The sequence below is a fragment of the Nitrosospira sp. Nsp13 genome (assembly GCF_900101945.1).
GTDB classification, from domain to species: domain Bacteria; phylum Pseudomonadota; class Gammaproteobacteria; order Burkholderiales; family Nitrosomonadaceae; genus Nitrosospira; species Nitrosospira multiformis_D.
Window position 1 is genome coordinate 1 of sequence record NZ_FMVD01000005.1, and the last position, 16,504, is coordinate 16,504.

12 protein-coding genes, 1 other RNA gene, 1 pseudogene and 1 riboswitch are annotated in these 16,504 nt (G+C 52.6%); of the genes and pseudogenes, 8 read left to right on the forward strand and 6 right to left on the reverse strand.

Annotation, left to right across the window (positions count from 1 at the left end):
* Both BLO43_RS17055 and BLO43_RS07405 read right to left on the reverse strand, forming a co-directional pair.
* Positions 1–137 (reverse strand): annotated as a pseudogene (locus BLO43_RS17055) (serine protein kinase RIO); the annotation flags it as partial.
* 454 nt (positions 138–591) lie between these two features.
* Positions 592–1,848, reverse strand: coding sequence for a dicarboxylate/amino acid:cation symporter (locus tag BLO43_RS07405; protein WP_090906704.1), 1,257 nt, complete (start codon positions 1,846–1,848; stop codon positions 592–594).
* A gap of 342 nt (positions 1,849–2,190) precedes the next feature.
* Here BLO43_RS07405 and BLO43_RS07410 point away from each other — a divergent pair, with 342 nt between their 5' ends.
* Together BLO43_RS07410 and BLO43_RS07415 are read left to right on the forward strand one after the other, a co-directional pair.
* Positions 2,191–3,180 carry an MraY family glycosyltransferase gene (locus BLO43_RS07410; protein WP_090906540.1) on the forward strand — a complete coding sequence of 330 codons (990 nt, stop codon included), beginning with the start codon at positions 2,191–2,193 and terminating at the stop codon, positions 3,178–3,180.
* A gap of 4 nt (positions 3,181–3,184) precedes the next feature.
* Positions 3,185–5,137: a polysaccharide biosynthesis protein gene (locus BLO43_RS07415; RefSeq protein WP_090906541.1), complete on the forward strand. Its 1,953-nt coding sequence runs from the start codon at positions 3,185–3,187 to the stop codon at positions 5,135–5,137.
* A 250-nt stretch (positions 5,138–5,387) separates the two neighbouring features.
* Here the strand turns inward: BLO43_RS07415 and msbA are convergent, their stop codons facing one another.
* Complete coding sequence (gene msbA, locus BLO43_RS07420; RefSeq protein WP_090906542.1) at positions 5,388–7,142, reverse strand: lipid A export permease/ATP-binding protein MsbA; 1,755 nt, start codon at positions 7,140–7,142, stop codon at positions 5,388–5,390.
* 174 nt (positions 7,143–7,316) lie between these two features.
* Positions 7,317–9,110 carry a TonB-dependent receptor domain-containing protein gene (locus BLO43_RS07425; protein ID WP_090906543.1) on the reverse strand — a complete coding sequence of 598 codons (1,794 nt, stop codon included), beginning with the start codon at positions 9,108–9,110 and terminating at the stop codon, positions 7,317–7,319.
* 298 nt (positions 9,111–9,408) lie between these two features.
* Positions 9,409–9,649, reverse strand: a riboswitch (cobalamin riboswitch).
* A gap of 154 nt (positions 9,650–9,803) precedes the next feature.
* On the opposite strand from BLO43_RS07425, the gene BLO43_RS07430 reads away from it, so the two are divergent.
* From BLO43_RS07430 to BLO43_RS07445, 4 genes are all read left to right on the forward strand, one after another.
* A complete protein-coding gene (locus BLO43_RS07430; RefSeq protein ID WP_074631295.1) occupies positions 9,804–10,004 on the forward strand; it encodes a hypothetical protein in 201 nt (66 codons plus the stop codon).
* On the forward strand, positions 10,001–10,309 hold the full coding sequence (locus tag BLO43_RS07435; RefSeq protein ID WP_090906544.1) for a cell division protein ZapA: 309 nt from the start codon (positions 10,001–10,003) through the stop codon (positions 10,307–10,309). Before BLO43_RS07430 ends, BLO43_RS07435 begins: the two co-directional genes overlap by 4 nt.
* Positions 10,310–10,416: 107 nt before the next feature.
* Positions 10,417–10,596, forward strand: a non-coding RNA gene (gene ssrS / locus BLO43_RS07440) — 6S RNA.
* Positions 10,597–10,757: 161 nt separating this feature from the next.
* Positions 10,758–12,242, forward strand: a complete 1,485-nt coding sequence (locus BLO43_RS07445; RefSeq protein WP_090906545.1) for an amidohydrolase family protein — start codon at positions 10,758–10,760, stop codon at positions 12,240–12,242.
* A gap of 107 nt (positions 12,243–12,349) precedes the next feature.
* Here BLO43_RS07445 and BLO43_RS07450 read toward each other — a convergent pair whose 3' ends face one another.
* On the reverse strand, positions 12,350–12,640 hold the full coding sequence (locus tag BLO43_RS07450) for a GIY-YIG nuclease family protein (RefSeq protein ID WP_090906546.1): 291 nt from the start codon (positions 12,638–12,640) through the stop codon (positions 12,350–12,352).
* Positions 12,641–12,843: 203 nt separating this feature from the next.
* Entirely contained in the window at positions 12,844–14,175 is a 1,332-nt protein-coding gene (locus BLO43_RS07455; RefSeq protein WP_254773380.1) for a CapA family protein, read from the reverse strand.
* Positions 14,176–14,391: 216 nt separating this feature from the next.
* On the opposite strand from BLO43_RS07455, the gene BLO43_RS07460 reads away from it, so the two are divergent.
* Entirely contained in the window at positions 14,392–15,846 is a 1,455-nt protein-coding gene (locus BLO43_RS07460) for a catalase KatE2 (RefSeq protein ID WP_090906547.1), read from the forward strand.
* A 168-nt stretch (positions 15,847–16,014) separates the two neighbouring features.
* Positions 16,015–16,470: an EVE domain-containing protein gene (locus tag BLO43_RS07465; protein ID WP_090906548.1), complete on the forward strand. Its 456-nt coding sequence runs from the start codon at positions 16,015–16,017 to the stop codon at positions 16,468–16,470.
* Positions 16,471–16,504 lie beyond the last annotated feature (34 nt).

The following is a 16,504-nucleotide window of genomic DNA, read 5'->3' on the forward strand; positions in this document are numbered from 1 at the left end:
TATACCTTGGCGCAACAAATCGCTTCTCCGCAGCGAACCACGTAGACCATGGCTTCCTTGCCGCTCATGAGCTGGCAGATGACTTCATCGACGAGACCCTCCTCGACGAGCGGTTCAATTCTTTTCGGAATTTTCATGGGCATTTCCGAGCGTGCAGTACTTGCCGCAAGCCGCTCGTCTCCTTGTCAAATCAAATTAAATCCAAACCCAGCAGTTGATCGCTCGCCTTTCACTCATTTTTCAGTTGGGCGTCATGATCCACCGCGAGTTCTCGCACTACGATTCAAGTTAAATTGTAAGGAGGGAAGATCAGCTTGGGAATGTGACATATTGCCGCGCGACAACATGTCACACCACTTTGCACATTTCGGCGAAAACAGCCATCCAGAAATAGACTCTTGCCGAATGAGCCATCAGCGGATGCCCTGGCCGGCACTCACGTGCGGATAGCAGAAGCGCTTTCATTTCATTACGATGCAATGTAAAACACCCGCGGGTGTGCAATCTCAAAGTTGATGAGACCCTATGTTCAACTGATTTTCGTATCCGCGTGAATCAATGGCGGCAATCCATTGTCCGTGGGCGTTATGGCTAAACGACACTCTCATCATGATGCGTACTCTTGACCCACTCTTGTACCACCAGACTGCCCACCATATCTCCTTCAACGTTAACCGCCGTGCGGAATGCATCCAGTAAGCGATCAATGGGAAGGAGAATAGCGATAGCCTCCGCGGGCAGGCCAACTGATTGCAACACCAGCACCATGGTTACCATGCCGGCACTGGGAATGCCAGGCGCGCCCATCGCGCCGAGCATAGCGGTGAAAAACACGATCATCTGCTGCATGAGATTGAGTTCTATACCCACCAGATTGGCGACAAACAGCGCCGCAGCGGCCTCGTATAATGCGGTCCCATCCATGTTAAGTGTGGCACCGAGCGGTACGACGAAGCCCGCAATATCGCGTTTGACATGCAGATGCTGCTCCACACAGCGCAAGGTGACAGGCAAAGTGGCCGAACTGGAACTGGTGGCAAAAGCCGTTACCAGCGCCTCGCGCGCACCGCGCCAGAATTTGAGCGGCGCCATGCCGGTCACCAGATAAAGTATCAGCGGCAGCACCACCACACCATGCAATAGCGTGGTGCCCACCACCACCACAATAAATTTTATCAGCGTCGCAAGCAAGGCAGTATCCTGGGTGGCGACCAGTTGTAGCAACAGCGCCATGATGCCTAATGGTGCCAGCCGCATGATCCAGCCCACCAGCATCAGTATCAATTCCAGAAATTCCTGCAACAAAACGATAATATTGGCGTAGCGCTCGCCACCCACTACCAGAGCTATCCCCAGCAAAAGTGCGAAAACCACTACCGCGAGCACATCGCCCTGAGCTAATGCCGTTATGGGATTCTGAAACAGTGAATGCAGAAAATGGGCAAAGAACTCGGGTAGAGACATCTGCTTGGCCTCAAAACCCCGCATGGCATCCTGAAACATCGCAAGCTGAAGTCCCTCGCCAGGGCGAAAAAGATTGGCAGCGGTCAATCCCAGTATCACCGCAAGCGCCATGGAAAATATAAAGAAACCCAGTGTGGCTTTCCATACCTTGTGAATCTGCCGGTGCGCACGCAAGTTGGCAACCCCAACCGCGATAGAGGTGAATACCAGCGGAATCAGCACCATTTTCAACAAATCAATAAACAATGTGCCGATCAGCCTAGCGACATAGAGCCCGTTTTGCGCGACGGCTGATTCTTGTCCAAGCCCGGAAAACCCCATACCCAGCAAGATGCCAGCCAGCACACCGAATAGAATCTGCGTGTTAAGCGATATTTTCTTCAACGGTTGATTCTGTTTATGAAATACAATTTTCGGGCGAATAACTCGAAAGATACCTGTTCGCAGTAGGATCAACTAAAGGATATCAATACGAAATGTTCGAAGACCTCGCAGACTCTTGCAGGCCGCGAGACAACAATACCAGATTTCTTGATCAAAAAAAGCCGGGTGATATCAGGCCTGGTAGATAATCGAATTAATGAGGATAGATCCGCGGTTCTATTTATATACGACAACCAGTCCGCTTCTTGCTGCGTATAGCATCCAGCTTGCAAGTAAACGCATGCTGTTAACATTAACCTTGCGGAAACCGGCGCGGAATATTTTGGACAGTTATAATCCCGTATGATTGACGGTCTTTCTTTCTCGCTTGTCACCCCCCCGTTAATAGCGTTTACGGTAACGCTTATCCTGATTGGGTGGTTGATAAAGAGCAGCGTCCTTAATGTCCTGGATCATCCTAACCCCCGCTCCCTCCATACCCGGGCCGTTCGCCGCACCGGTGGGCTCGGTATGATGTTGGGTGTAGCGGCTTCGTGGGGGTCTATCCCTGCGACCCTGCCAATTTCCGTATCGCTAGGCATCGCCCTTCTGGTGCTGGTATCTTTTGCCGACGATATTTTTGGTCTGCCTGTACTGGGGCGGTTGCTGATGCATGGCGCGGTGGCCATCTGGTTCTCGGTCGCACTGCTACTCGAAGCGCACGGGTGGATGATCGTTACAATAATCACCATTTTGGTCATCTGGATGATCAATCTTTATAATTTCATGGACGGCTCGGATGGATTGGCGGGTGGTATGACGCTAATTGGTTTCACGTGCTACGGCCTGACCGCTTGGCTTGCCGGAGACGAATCATTTGCCGTGATAAACTTCTGTGTTGCCGCAGCCGCTGCCGCTTTTTTGATATTTAATTTTTATCCCGCACGTATTTTCATGGGAGACGCCGGCGCGATTCCACTGGGATTTCTAGCCGCATCACTGGGTGTGATAGGCTGGGTGAATAACTCGTGGCCACTGTGGCTACCGGTACTGGTTTTTTCTCCATTTATTGCCGATGCTTCTGTTACGCTCGTAAGACGTTGCCTGAGCGGTGAACGATTCTGGCAGGCACATCGCGCTCATTATTACCAGCGTATGGTGCGTAGCGGTCTTGGTCACCGCAATACGGCACTGCTGGGTTATATTCTGATGCTGGGCTCGGGTGTCAGCGCAATGTGGGCCATGCACCAGGATATTACCGTTCAGCTTGGCGTCGGCGTGATTTGGGGCGGAATTTATTTGAGTATGATGATTGTGTCCGAACGGTATTTGGAGCCCTCTCCCGGCGACTGACAGAATGCCTTTACCCAAGCCCAACATACGCACAGCAATCGCTTTCGTTCATGATATCGCCGCAACGGTCGTAGCGTGGGGACTCGCTTATTCGTTCCGTTTCAATTTCGAAATACCCTCTTCATACCTGAAATCTTTTTGGGAAATCCTGCCTTGGGTCATCCCGATTCATGCGGCGGCATTCCTATGGTTTGGCCTATATCGCGGGCTCTGGCACTACGCGAGCTTGCCGGACTTGCGACGTATTCTGCTTGCGGTGTTGATATCGGCGGCGGCAGTGCCGCTGGTGTTATTCATGCTGCAGATACTGGCCGGCACACCACGTACCGTGCTGCTGCTGGCTCCCATTCTGCTTCTGCTGATCATGGGAGGCAGCCGCCTGGCTTACCGCTTATGGAAGGAGCATCGACTCTATGGATTAAAAAAGATCGAGGGTAATCTCGTCCTGGTGTTGGGGGCGGGCGACGGTGCAATCGGTCTGGTAAAAGAGCTCGCCCGCAGCGTGCAATGGCGAGTAGCAGGATTGCTGGATGACGATCCCGCAAAACACGGAATGATGCTGCATGGTTTCAAGGTACTGGGTCGCATCAATGAGCTGCCTGCCGTAGCGGAAAAACTGGGTGTGGCCCACGCCATTATTGCAATGACGCCTACCGCGATCGATCGCCGAAAGATTCGCCGCTCTCAACTCGACCGCCGTCATTCCGATCGCCTTCACCGCGATCGCCGGCATGCGCTGGAAATGTGTTCAACCGCTGGAGTCAAGGCCTTAATCGTACCTTCTTATGACGATCTGATCAGCGGCAAAATCACCGTGTCGCAAATCCGAAATGTTGAGCTGGATGATTTGCTGGGACGAGATCCGGTGGTGCTGGATAACGACAGGCTGCATGACTTGCTGGCGGGAAAAACGATACTGGTTACCGGAGCCGGCGGTTCAATCGGATCGGAGTTATGCCGGCAGATTGCCAAGTTTGAGCCGTGCCGCCTGGTATTGTTTGAATTGAATGAATTCGTGCTCTATAACATCGAACAGGAGCTCAGAATCAGTTTTCCAGAAATACCGATGGCATTCATGATAGGTGATATCAAGGACCCGGCCCGGCTATCTCAGGTGTTTACGCAGTTCCAGCCCGCCGTTGTTTTTCATGCGGCTGCTTACAAGCATGTCCCGCTGATGGAGCAGGAGAATGCCTGGCAAGCCGTCCTGAACAATGTATGGGGAACTTATGTCCTGGCGCGGACGGCAATCCAGCATGGAGCGGAAAAATTCGTACTGATCTCAACCGATAAAGCCGTCAATCCCACGAACGTCATGGGTGCCAGCAAGCGGCTGGCCGAGATGATTTGCCAGGCATTGCAGCAATCCGTTTGCCTGTCGGCGGGGGAAGATCCGGGTGATGCTGTCCAAAAAACATGTTTTGTCATGGTACGTTTTGGTAACGTGCTGGGTAGCACAGGCAGTGTGATTCCAAAATTCCGCGAACAGATTGCAAAAGGGGGGCCGATTACCGTCACCCATTCCGAGGTTACACGCTACTTCATGTCCATACCTGAAGCCGCGCAGCTGGTGCTGCAAGCCGGCTTAATGGGAGGAAAAGAAGGTGGTGGAGAAATTTTCGTGCTGGATATGGGTGAGCCCATCAAGATTGCAGACCTGGCAAAGGATATGATTCGTCTATCAGGCCTCACCGAGGGAGATATCAAGATCGTCTACAATGGATTACGCCCTGGGGAAAAGCTCTACGAAGAATTATTGGCCGACGATGAAAACACTTTGCCTACACCGCATTCCAAACTGCGCATCGCCCAGGCTCGCCAGGTAGACGCACAATGGCTGGCAGATCTCGTGGCATGGCTGAATGAACACCCGGTACTCAGCGATGAGGAAGTCAAACAAGGGTTGACAAGATGGGTGCCAGAGTACAAACAGGGAATCGAGCTAGGCAATCAGTAAATAACGGGTTCAACCTAAATCCGGTAGTTGGACGGGGTGAGGTGTGCGGTTTTTGGGGTGCAGGGCAAGGCGCAACGACGCGGAATGGTCGTTCCATTCCAAGAAGTTGCAACGCGGTCTTGTGCCGCAAAAAATGTACAATTCACCCCGTAGCAGCCTCACCCGGAAGGTGAGAGTCAAATAATAAGAAATATTGTTATTAATCAGAACACTGATCTATTAAATGAGCGGTCAACTACCGGATTTAGGTTCAAACAAAAGTTCGAGCAAGCCTGGCATAAGTACCTTCTTTGGTAAGTAATTCCCGGTGATCGCCGATTTCGGCGATGCGTCCTTTTTGCAGCACTACGATACGATCCGCTCTCTCCACGGTGGATAAACGATGCGCTATGACGAGCGTGGTACGTCCGTGCATCAGGGCTTCCAATGCTGCCTGCACATGATGACTGGTTTCGAAGTCCGGCATCTGAAGCGTCTCATCCATAATCAGGACAGGCGAATCTCTCAGCAATGCCCGGGCAATGGCGACACGCAGCCGTTGTCCGCTGGAAAGTTTTACGCCTCGCTCCCCTACTAAGGTTTGCAATCCCTGCGGCATTTCCCGAATGAATTCCATTGCGTGAGCGGCCTGTGCCGCGGCAGTGATCCTGGATTCCGTTTCACGTCCCATGGCGCCATAAGCGATGTTGGCTGCTACGGTATCGTTGAATAGTGTTGCACCTTCGGAAACCAGCGCGATATTGGCGCGTAGACTGGCTAATGTGAGGCTTGCCAGATCATGGCCATCAAGCAGAACTCTCCCCGCCGTGGGACGAATGAAACGTGGCACCATATTCACGAGGGTGGCCTTATCGCACTCGGAGAGACCCACCAGCGCCAATGTCTCCCCCGGTTGTATGGTCAGCGTGATATCCAGTATTTCGCCTGCACCCGAGCTTATTCCGGAACTTACGGAGTCACGGCAAAAACTGACCTGTTCGAATCGCAGTTCCCCACGCGCACGGTCGATGGTAATTGTTCCTGTATCCGCCCCTGTATCCGGTTCAGCCGCCTGATCCAGTAACGAGAATACGCTCTCGGCAGCGGCAAACTCCTGCTGCTGGAACTCTTTTACACCGGCAATACGCTTCAACGGCGCACTCAGCATCAGCATGGCCACGACGATGGATACTAAACTGCCCACCGTGGTTTCATTGGCGAAGGCTTGCTGCGTCGCAAGATATAATATGACCACCAGCGCAACGGAGGTTGCAAGTTGCACCAGCGGGACGCTTAAAGCTGAAATGGCGATCTGCCTCATGGTAAAGTCGCGCACCCGGCTTGCTTCCTCTCCCATGCGATGGGTTTCGTATCGCCGGCCTCCGTAAAGTCTGACCACCCTATGGTTTTCAATGGACTCCTTTAATACCTGAGTGATGCTATCCGCTGTTTGCCGCGCCTCCCTCTCCACACTTTGCAGCCGCTCGCCGACGGACCGCATGATCAGCAGGATCACGGATACCATCAATAAAGCCAGTACCGAAAGCTTCCAATTAAGATAGAGCATCCACGCCAATAACCCGATAACAGTCAACGTATCGCGCACCATTACGGTTATTACGCCGATGACGGCAGAAGTGAGCTGGGTGATATCGGACGTGAGTCTGGCAACGAGACTGCCACCGGGCTGGCTGGAATAATAACAATCAGGCAGGATCAATAGCTTATTGAACATTTCCGCCCGCAAATCCACCACCAGTTTGCTGCTTACCCAGTTGATCGCATAGGTGCTGATATAGCCTGCCACACCGCGCGCCGCAAACAACACAATGATTGCCAGCAGAACCAGCTGCATCGATTCCGTGTCCTTATTGACAAAAGCGCCGTCCAGCAGCGGCACTGTCAATGCAGCTATCATTGGCGCGGTAGCCGCCATCGCAATCATACCCATCAGCGAGAATACGAACACTTCCCAATAGGGCACGATATATTTCATCAGGCGCGAGTACAACCGGCGGCTGTTCATGGCTTATGGATCTTGCGTGAATGAAAAGATAAAACCGGTAACCAGCGGACTTTAGCAGCGTGAGCGTGACTAGGCAATGTGTGGAGTTGCCGGATAATGCGATTTGGGGCTCATTTGTTTCCGTCAGTCACGGCTCCAATTGAGCTCCCTGATCACCTATGACAGCCACGACGATCAGAAAGTGTATGTGATACTTCCCCAGACCGTTCGGGGAATTCCATTAAACCCGATTGCCGGCTGGTATTTTTTATCGAGAAGATTATCAATCTGGACTCGCAAGGTTGGTCCTTGCTGAAGCTTGTAGGATGCGCTAAAGCCTACTATGACCATTGCCGGCAATTTGTGCAGATTTTCAATGTCGTCATACCTCGCACCCTCGCCTCTCGCTATGCCCTCCACCATGAAATTTTCTGTCGCGTATCTCATCGCCACGGTGCCGAACATCCTGGATCTGCGTGGAAGAATGGTATTGAGCTGCTGGTTGCGCGGATCCTGGAAGGTCATATTTGTCCGTATCGTCCAGTTCTTGCCAATGGGTTGAGTTCCACTCACTTCAAATCCGTCAATGCGGGCCTCGGAGATATTCTCCACCTGCGAGAATATGTTGTTAATCACGATGGCATCTTTGATGGTATTCATAAAATAGCCAAACCGATAACTTGCACCAGCCCCGTTATATGACACAAATGCTTCATGCATCCTGCCGCGTTCCGGCTTGAGATTAGGATTGCCGCCGAATCCGAACATCGTGGGAAAATAGAGATCATTGAATGTCGGCGCCTTGAACGACGACGAAGTCAGCCCTCCCACCCGCCAGGAATCGCCCAATTTCCGCGCCAGGGAAACTGAATAGGTGTTGTAGTCTCCGAACTGGCTATTATCATCGTGGCGAAACATGCCCTCCACCACATGCCGGCCGGTATCCAGTTGCGTTCCCGCAAATCCTGCTACATTGCTCCGGCTTGTGGAAGTAAAATTCGTTGTGCCGTCCACGCCCTGCTTTTCATGATCCATGCCGGTAAAGATCCGGCCGATATTGAGTTTCTTTTCCAGCTGCACCGACGCCTGCAGGGAATGGCTATTGAATACGGCGGGAAAAGCGCCACGCACCGTTGAATTGTCGGTGGATGCGCCATACGTGGCCATCACGTTGAAATCACGGGGAAGCGAATAGATACCTCTGACGTTGGCCATGGCGATCGATTGTATGTTCATATCGGCCGTTGTCGGCGAAGCGTCAAATGAAGTCTTGACCTGGGAGCCCAGGGCGGTGGCTTCCACCTGGAAATCCGGTGTTATCCAGCCCCCTGCCTTGGCTACAACCCCTATCCGTTTCCGGGGATCGTTATCCGGATTGTAGGCGAAAGGATTATTGCTGTTCGTTGCGGACCCTTGCCGGATAATATCCTGCACCATGCGTACCCCTGCATAATAGGAATCTCCCCGTACTCCGAAACTACCGGCAGCTCTCTCTGAGAATCTCGACCCACCCCCGCCTGAGAACATGATTCCTTTCGGTATATCGATATTTCCCCTGATCACCCCTCCCACCGCGTTAGACCCAAACGCGGCTGACGTTCCCCCCTGAATAACGTCAACAGATGATAATAAACCTGGCGCAATGGCGGCAAAGTTTGGCGCTCCGTTGGTTGCTGAATACATCTTGACGCCATCGATCATAAACAATGTTTGATTCGAGTTGGAGCCGCGCATAAATAGGGACACCGGACCGCCTGGACCGAGCTCATTGATTTGTACCTGTTCCTGCAATACCGTCTTCCAGTCGTTATCCTCAACCTTCAATTTCACCGTGTTAATCCGTAGATTGGTCAGTTCTTGATTCATGGGAATCCGATTCCCACCATAAATAGTCAGTTCCGGCAGGATCGTCTTAGGAACGTCGTTTGCCAGTGCCAATCCAGCCTGATTCACTATCAACCCAAGGATTAACATGCGACCTGATTTCATTCATTACTCCTCACGGGTATTGGTATTAACATGCCCTTCACTTCAGATCAGGACACGTGTTTCGATATTGGGTGTCGCCAAAGAGTGCTTTCGCATATTGGCACGCTCGCGTTTATCTATGCGTAGACCCAACCGGGTATATACGCACCACAAAAAGCAGCCGTTTATCTGAAATGAAATGCACGAACTCGGTGTTAAGCAGACGCCCCGTCCACTGTTTTAATAAACGGAGAATTACCGCGCAGATGTCGTGAACGAAAAAGGATCGATCAGGATACCGCCCCACGCGATAGTTCCCCATGCCGTATGCGTTTGAGGCCGGTATCCGGGCTCGCAAGTCTTGACGTATCGCCTTCCCATGAACCGGAGAATTCACAGTGGCATCAGAGAGCCTCTGAACACACAAAAAACTTGTTCAGAGTTCCCTGGTTGATACGTCCGCACTTGCTTACCGTTGCGGGGGCAGCCCAGGCATGTCACCTGGTTCCCGTTTAACTCGGCCGCACAGCGGCCAAAGCACCTTAAACGTGGCGGGAATTCTACCAGAATCAGACTGCCTGACTGAATCATTCGGATAGGTATTTTCGTCATACGGGACCCGCAAATGAAATTGGCGCGACAGACCTGGAAACAACATTTGAACAACTCCCTTATCAGTTGACTCAACAAGGATTTCCGAACTATAGTGAGCCGATGGAATCCGAACTCAGCTCCCTGGAAGAGAAAATTAATCAATTCGTGCGATTGTGCCAGCAGCTGCGATCGGAAAATATTCAGTTGCGCCAGCAATTGGCGAGCGCCGCTAGCGAAAATAAACATCTGGCGGAAAAAATAAGCGCCGCAGCTGGCCGTCTGGACGCCCTTCTGACGCAACTTCCCGAAAGCGAAGAATGAAAACCACCGCTACCATGGACGTCACGATTATGGGACGCGAATTCCGGGTCACCTGCCCTGACGAGGAACGCGAGGAATTGCTGCAAGCGGTTGCTTATCTTGATAAAAAAATGCGTGAAATCAGGGACAGCGGGAAGGTGGTGGGTTCCGAGCGCGTCGCCATCATGGCGGCGCTCAACATCGCTCATGAATTGCTCACGACAAGAAAAAGAGGAGGCTTTGACATGGAAGAATTTAAGCGTAGAATCGTTCACATGCAGGTGGCGCTTGATGCCGTAATGCCGGAACAAGACAAGCTGTTTTAATCCGTATTACGAAGCTTTCAGGTCAGCCCGGTTAGGTTTCCAGCTTGCGCTCAAGGCGGAATGTAGTAAGCGGATTATTCTGTCTGAGGGTGAGAATGGGTAAAAGTTGTTCCCTGCGGTGTTCGTTTAGACCTATATTCTTTGAACCAACTTTTTTAAGAATCGGTTACGAACCAAAGTGACGCTGTTGTGCGCATCCTATTGGAAGCGCCTGATGCGTCCGGCTAGTGACCACCTTGGACCTTAAGGTTCAAGATAAATGGTCTGACGGCATCTGCGGGGACTTTATTGCAGAAGACAAAAAAAGCGGCCATGCCGCTTTTTTTGTCTTCAATCTGTTTCGCTGCTCCAGGCATGCGGCCATATGCGATGAAACGCATGACTCGCTCGTGAAGTGAAGAGAAATTTTTTCGTCCTGTCTGTTCCATATAGAAGAGGATCTGCCTATATGAACCCATCCAGCTCCCGCATTGATCCCGATGGCACCCGCCTCCCCATCAAACTCGACACAACCTCGAACGGAGAATTCGAGCCGGTGCCGTTATCGCCCGCGAATAACGCCGCAAACCGCCTCGCTCACGAAGCTGCGACCTCCAATGCGAAGTGTTTAGCTGTTTCACGAAGAGATTTTCTCATTTCCGCGTGCGGCGCGGCCTCCACGCTTCTTGCTTTTAATGCGGCAAATGCCGCGGCTGGCAAATTAGGCGGATTTTTCGATCTACCGGCTGAAGCCGCGCTTGAGCCGTCGCTCGCGCAAGCTGCTATCGGCGGTGGCAAGGAAGAATTCATCTTCGATGTGCAAGGCCACTTCGTGGACCCGAATGGCGCCTGGCTGGGGAAACTTCCCGCCGGCAACACCCCGTTAAGCCAGATGCCCAAGGCAGGCTGTGCGCTTGCAGCAGAGCCCGGCTCGCGCAGCTACTTGCGCTGCCTCGGGCCCGAGGAATTCATCAAGGACGTATTCCTCGATTCCGATACTGACATGATGGTACTCTCTTTTGTCCCCTCGACACCCGATGCCGAGCCGCTTACCATCCAGACTGCGGATGCGATACGGAGGATCGTCGACCGGATGGAAGGCATGCATCGTCTGCTGCTCCATGGACGCGTCAATCCCAACCAGACGGGCGATCTCGACGCAATGGATGAGTTGAAAGAGCGCTGGGGTGTGTCCGCGTGGAAAACTTATACCCAGTTCGGTCCGGGCGGTAAGGGTTATTTCCTGTCGGATGATATTGGCATCCAGTTCATCGAAAAGGCACGCAAACTCGGCGTTAAGGTCATCTGTATTCACAAGGGGCTGCCCTTCGGCAAACAATCCTATGAACATAGCCAATGCAGTGACATCGGTGTTGTCGCCAAACGCTTCCCCGACGTTGCTTTCCTGATCTATCATTCGGGTTTCGTCACCAGCGTCCCCGAGCGTGCCTTCGAGGGCAGGGGCGCGGATGATGGCATCGATACCCTGATCCGCTCACTCATCGAAAATGGCGTCGCACCCAATAGTAATGTTTACGCCGAGCTCGGCAGCACCTGGCGTTACCTGATGCGCGACCCGGAGGCCGCGGCGCATGCGCTAGGCAAGCTTCTGAAGTACTGCGGCGAGAATAATGTCCTTTGGGGTACGGACTCCATATGGTACGGCTCCCCGCAGGACCAGATCCAGGCATTCCGCGCATTCCAGATCTCTGCCGAAATGCGCGCGAAGTATAATTATCCTGAAATTACGCCACAGCTACGCGCTAAAATCTTTGGACTCAACGCAGCGAGGGTATATTCGATCAGCCCGGAGGAAGTGAAACGATATACCCAGCGCGACCGAATCGCGCGCGAGCGGTTTGCCTACCTTGAGCACCCTGAGCCGCACTTTCTTACCTATGGACCGAAAACACGGCGCGAGTTTCTTAGGTTACCCGGAGCCGGGCAACCTTGATTCATCAATGAATTTAAACAAAGCTCTCCATGGAGTATCGGTCTCCATTAATTATCCGTCCGCCCCCTCTCTCCCACCGTCATTCCCGCGAAAGCGGGAATCCAGCGCTAAACAATCCCCTGCCATAAATCCCTCCAGCCAGGATTGATCTTCTCGATCAATTCAATCTTCCACAACCGGTTCCATTTTTTGAGTTGTTTCTCGCGCCGGATCGCCTCGGTCATTTCATCGTGCATTTCGAAGTAAACCAGCGTATGCACACCATATTTTTGGGCAAAGCCTTCCCCCAGGTTTTGCTTGTGCTCCCACACCCGCTTCACCAGGTTACTGGTCACACCGATATAAAGTGTGCCGTTACGCTTGCTTGCAAGGATATAGACGGCGGGACTACGTCCCATCAGTACACGTTCCAGATTGTAATTTTCATCGAATTGAAAACCCAGTCGTCATTCCCGCAAAAGCGGGAATCCAGCAGCTCCATAAAAACTGTGGATTCCCGCTTTTGCGGGAATGACGAAGAAATAATGTTAGCCGTCTGCATGTCCCTTAAATCCGTCCGCACGTCTACGTGAAACTTATTCAAAAACCGCTTCAGTCTGCATTAACTTAGTGATGCCCACCGCAGAATCAAAGAATTATCAGCATTAAGCTCCACCGAAGTCCCAGATCTTTTGCCTTCCCTGTTGAGGGTATCCCTCAGCCAGATGGCATCATTCGCAGGTGCGCGATTTAGCCTGAACTTCTTAATCTGCATGGGCGTCATGTGCAAGCTGATCAGATTGCCGGTCGAGGACTCCACCCTTGCAAAATACATCAGAGACAAATCTCCCCGGTATGCCTCGTGCCCTGAGATCCCTTCATAGTCATTCAAGAAATCGCCGCAGCCGTAAAGGATAAGCTTCTCTTTATAAACCTCGATTCCCTTTGCGTGATGGGATGAATGGCCATGAACGACATCCACATCGGCTTCATCAATTAATTGGCAAGCGAATTCCTGTTGCTCACGCGGAATCTCATAACCCCAGTTATTGCCCCAGTGAATCGAAGCAACCACAATGTCGCCAGGGAGCTTTACGGATCTGATGTTATCGTGAATGCCTCGAACCGTTTTGGAAGAAAAGTCGCGCAACAAATTGACCCCCGGTCTCTCCGCCGAAGCGGCCCAGCTCCAGGGTATGCCGCTGGTTTCAGAACCAAATGAGAATACAAGCACCCTTCCCTTTCCCCGCACGGCCGACACCGTGGGAGCCCGCGCCTGTTGAATATTCAAGCCCGCCCCCGCCACTTTGATACCAGCCATTCTCAAGGTTTTCAACGTCTCGGCAAGGCCGGCATACCCCCAATCCAGAACATGATTGTTGGCAAGCGCGCAGCAATCGATACCTGCCGCGGTAATACAGGGAATATTATCCGGATGCATCCGGTAATTGACTGCCTTGTTCTCCACCTCGTCGCTGCGGGTGATCGCAGTTTCGAGATTAATGATGCGCACGTCGGGCTTCCTTCGCTCCAATTCGGCAAGGGCATCACCCCAGATATAGGAAAAATCCACTGGCTTCGGAATTGGCCCATTCACTTCTTCGGCAAGTTCCATGTAACCAGTCGCGCTTTTCATGTACCGCTCGTAAAGAACAGGGTTGCCGGGGTGGGGCAAGACCTGGTCTATCCCCCTGCCTGTCATGACATCGCCGCATAGAAATAGCATGATGGAACCGGAACCTTGCCCTGAAGCATCCTGCTCACGATCCTCCGTAGTCCCTGCTTCACGGGTGCTGACGGTCATGCCATGGATCGTGCTTATCTGCGCCTCAATCGGGCGAGCTATCATGGCGAATCCTGTAGCAAGTGTGGAAACGAGAAATTCGCGACGCTCCAGTCGTGGGTTTGTTTGAGCTTCCTTGGTTTTTCTCATGACAATAATCAACAATCGCATGACTGTAATCTCATGTTAGACGATAAATCAGAACAAGTTCGATATCCGGGCAGATCTGGTATTAGTCCGTGATCCGTACTCCGGGAGTAGCACGGCTATCCAATGCTCAGGTGTAAGGATGTCGATCCGTGACTACGGGGGATCTGTCCAGTACACTATTCAATAAGAACGATAGCCGCTTCAAATAAACCCGATTCCCGATACAAGGAGATACCTATGAGCAATGACAAGAAATTGACCACCAATGCAGGCGCGCCTGTTGCTGACAATCAGAATGTCATGACCGCGGGGCCACGCGGCCCGGCACTCCTCCAGGACGTATGGTTCCTGGAAAAGCTCGCCCATTTCGACCGCGAAGTCATTCCTGAGCGGCGCATGCACGCCAAGGGTTCAGGCGCCTATGGCACGTTTACGGTGACGCACGATATTACCCGCTACACACGGGCAAAGATTTTTTCTCAGGTAGGCAAGAAAACCGAGTTGTTCGCCCGCTTCACGACGGTAGCGGGTGAGCGCGGTGCCGCCGATGCCGAGCGCGATATTCGCGGGTTCGCACTGAAGTTCTACACCGAGGAAGGCAACTGGGACCTGGTCGGCAATAATACACCGGTATTTTTCCTGCGTGATCCGCTCAAGTTTCCCGACTTGAATCATGCCGTCAAGCGCGACCCGCGCACCAATCTGCGCAGTCCGCGCAACAACTGGGATTTCTGGACATCCCTGCCGGAAGCGCTGCATCAGGTCACCATCGTCATGAGCGATCGCGGCATCCCCGCCAGCTACCGGCACATGCACGGGTTTGGCAGCCACACATTCAGCTTCATCAATGCCGCCAACGAACGCCACTGGGTTAAATTCCACTTCAAGACGCAGCAGGGAATACGCAATCTTACCGATGCGGAAGCCGCTGCCATCATCGGGAAAGATCGCGAAAGCCACCAGCGTGATCTGTACGAAAGTATCGAAAAAAGCGACTTCCCCAAATGGACGCTGTTTGTTCAAATCATGCCGGAAAAAGAAGCAACAACCTGTCCGTACCACCCCTTTGACTTGACCAAGATCTGGCCGCACAAGGACTACCCGCCGATTGAAGTGGGCGTGATGGAGTTGAACCGCAATCCAGAAAACTTTTTTGCCGAGGTGGAACAAGCGGCCTTCAATCCAGCCAACGTCGTGCCAGGCATCGGTTTCTCTCCCGACAAGATGCTGCAAGGCCGGCTGTTCTCATACGGCGACGCCCAGCGTTACCGTCTCGGCGTCAACCATCACCTCATTCCGGTGAATGCGGCACGTTGCCCGTTTCACAGCTACCACCGCGATGGCGCGATGCGCGTAGACGGTAATTATGGCGGCACACTTGGCTATGAACCGAACAGCTACGGCGAGTGGCAGCAGCAACCGGATTTCTCCGAACCACCATTGAGCCTGGAAGGTGCCGCCGACCACTGGAATCATCGTGTGGACGAGGATTACTACTCCCAGCCCGGCAATCTGTTCCGCCTGATGCCCCCCACACAGCAACAAGTGTTGTTTGAGAACACCGCACGGTCGATCGGCGGTGCGCCTCGGGAAATCCAGATTCGCCATATAGGAAACTGCCTGAAAGCCGACCCGGCCTATGGCAAGGGAGTGGCCGATGCACTGGGAATTCCGCTTAATGAAGTATCTTAGGTAAGGGAAGGGCTCTGGCGGACGGCATTCCAAACCTCAGGACTCCCAAATAATTGGGGCCGACTTCAGCTATTGAAGTCGCGCTGCCGTGCTGTGACGGTTCCGTTATACTATCCCGGGCGTGGCACTGGAATGAGTGACGATAATGTACCTACAGGTGAATGATATATGCGTTACTGGCTAATGAAATCAGAGCCGTCCGATGTAAGCATCGACGACCTTGCGTCGATGCCCAAGCAAACTGTCGCATGGTATGGGGTACGCAATTATCAGGCACGCAACTTCATGCGCGACCAGATGCGCGTTGGCGATCAGGTTTTTTTCTATCATTCGAGTTGCGAGCAACCGGGAATCGTGGGGATTGCCGAAGTCTGCAAGTGCGCGTATCCCGACGCCACCCAATTCGATGCTGGTAACAAATATTTTGATCCGAAAGCGACGCCGGAGAATCCACGCTGGTTCAATGTGGATGTGCAGTTTGTCAAAAAAACCCGCCTGGTTGGCATCAAGGAATTACGCAGCTACCCCGAGCTGGCCAGCCTGCGCATCCTGCAAAAAGGCAGCCGCCTGTCCATCACGCCGGTAGATCCGGCAGAATGGAAATTCATTATGGGAATTTTGTAATGACCTGCTTTCAGCTACTGAAACCGTACAGAAA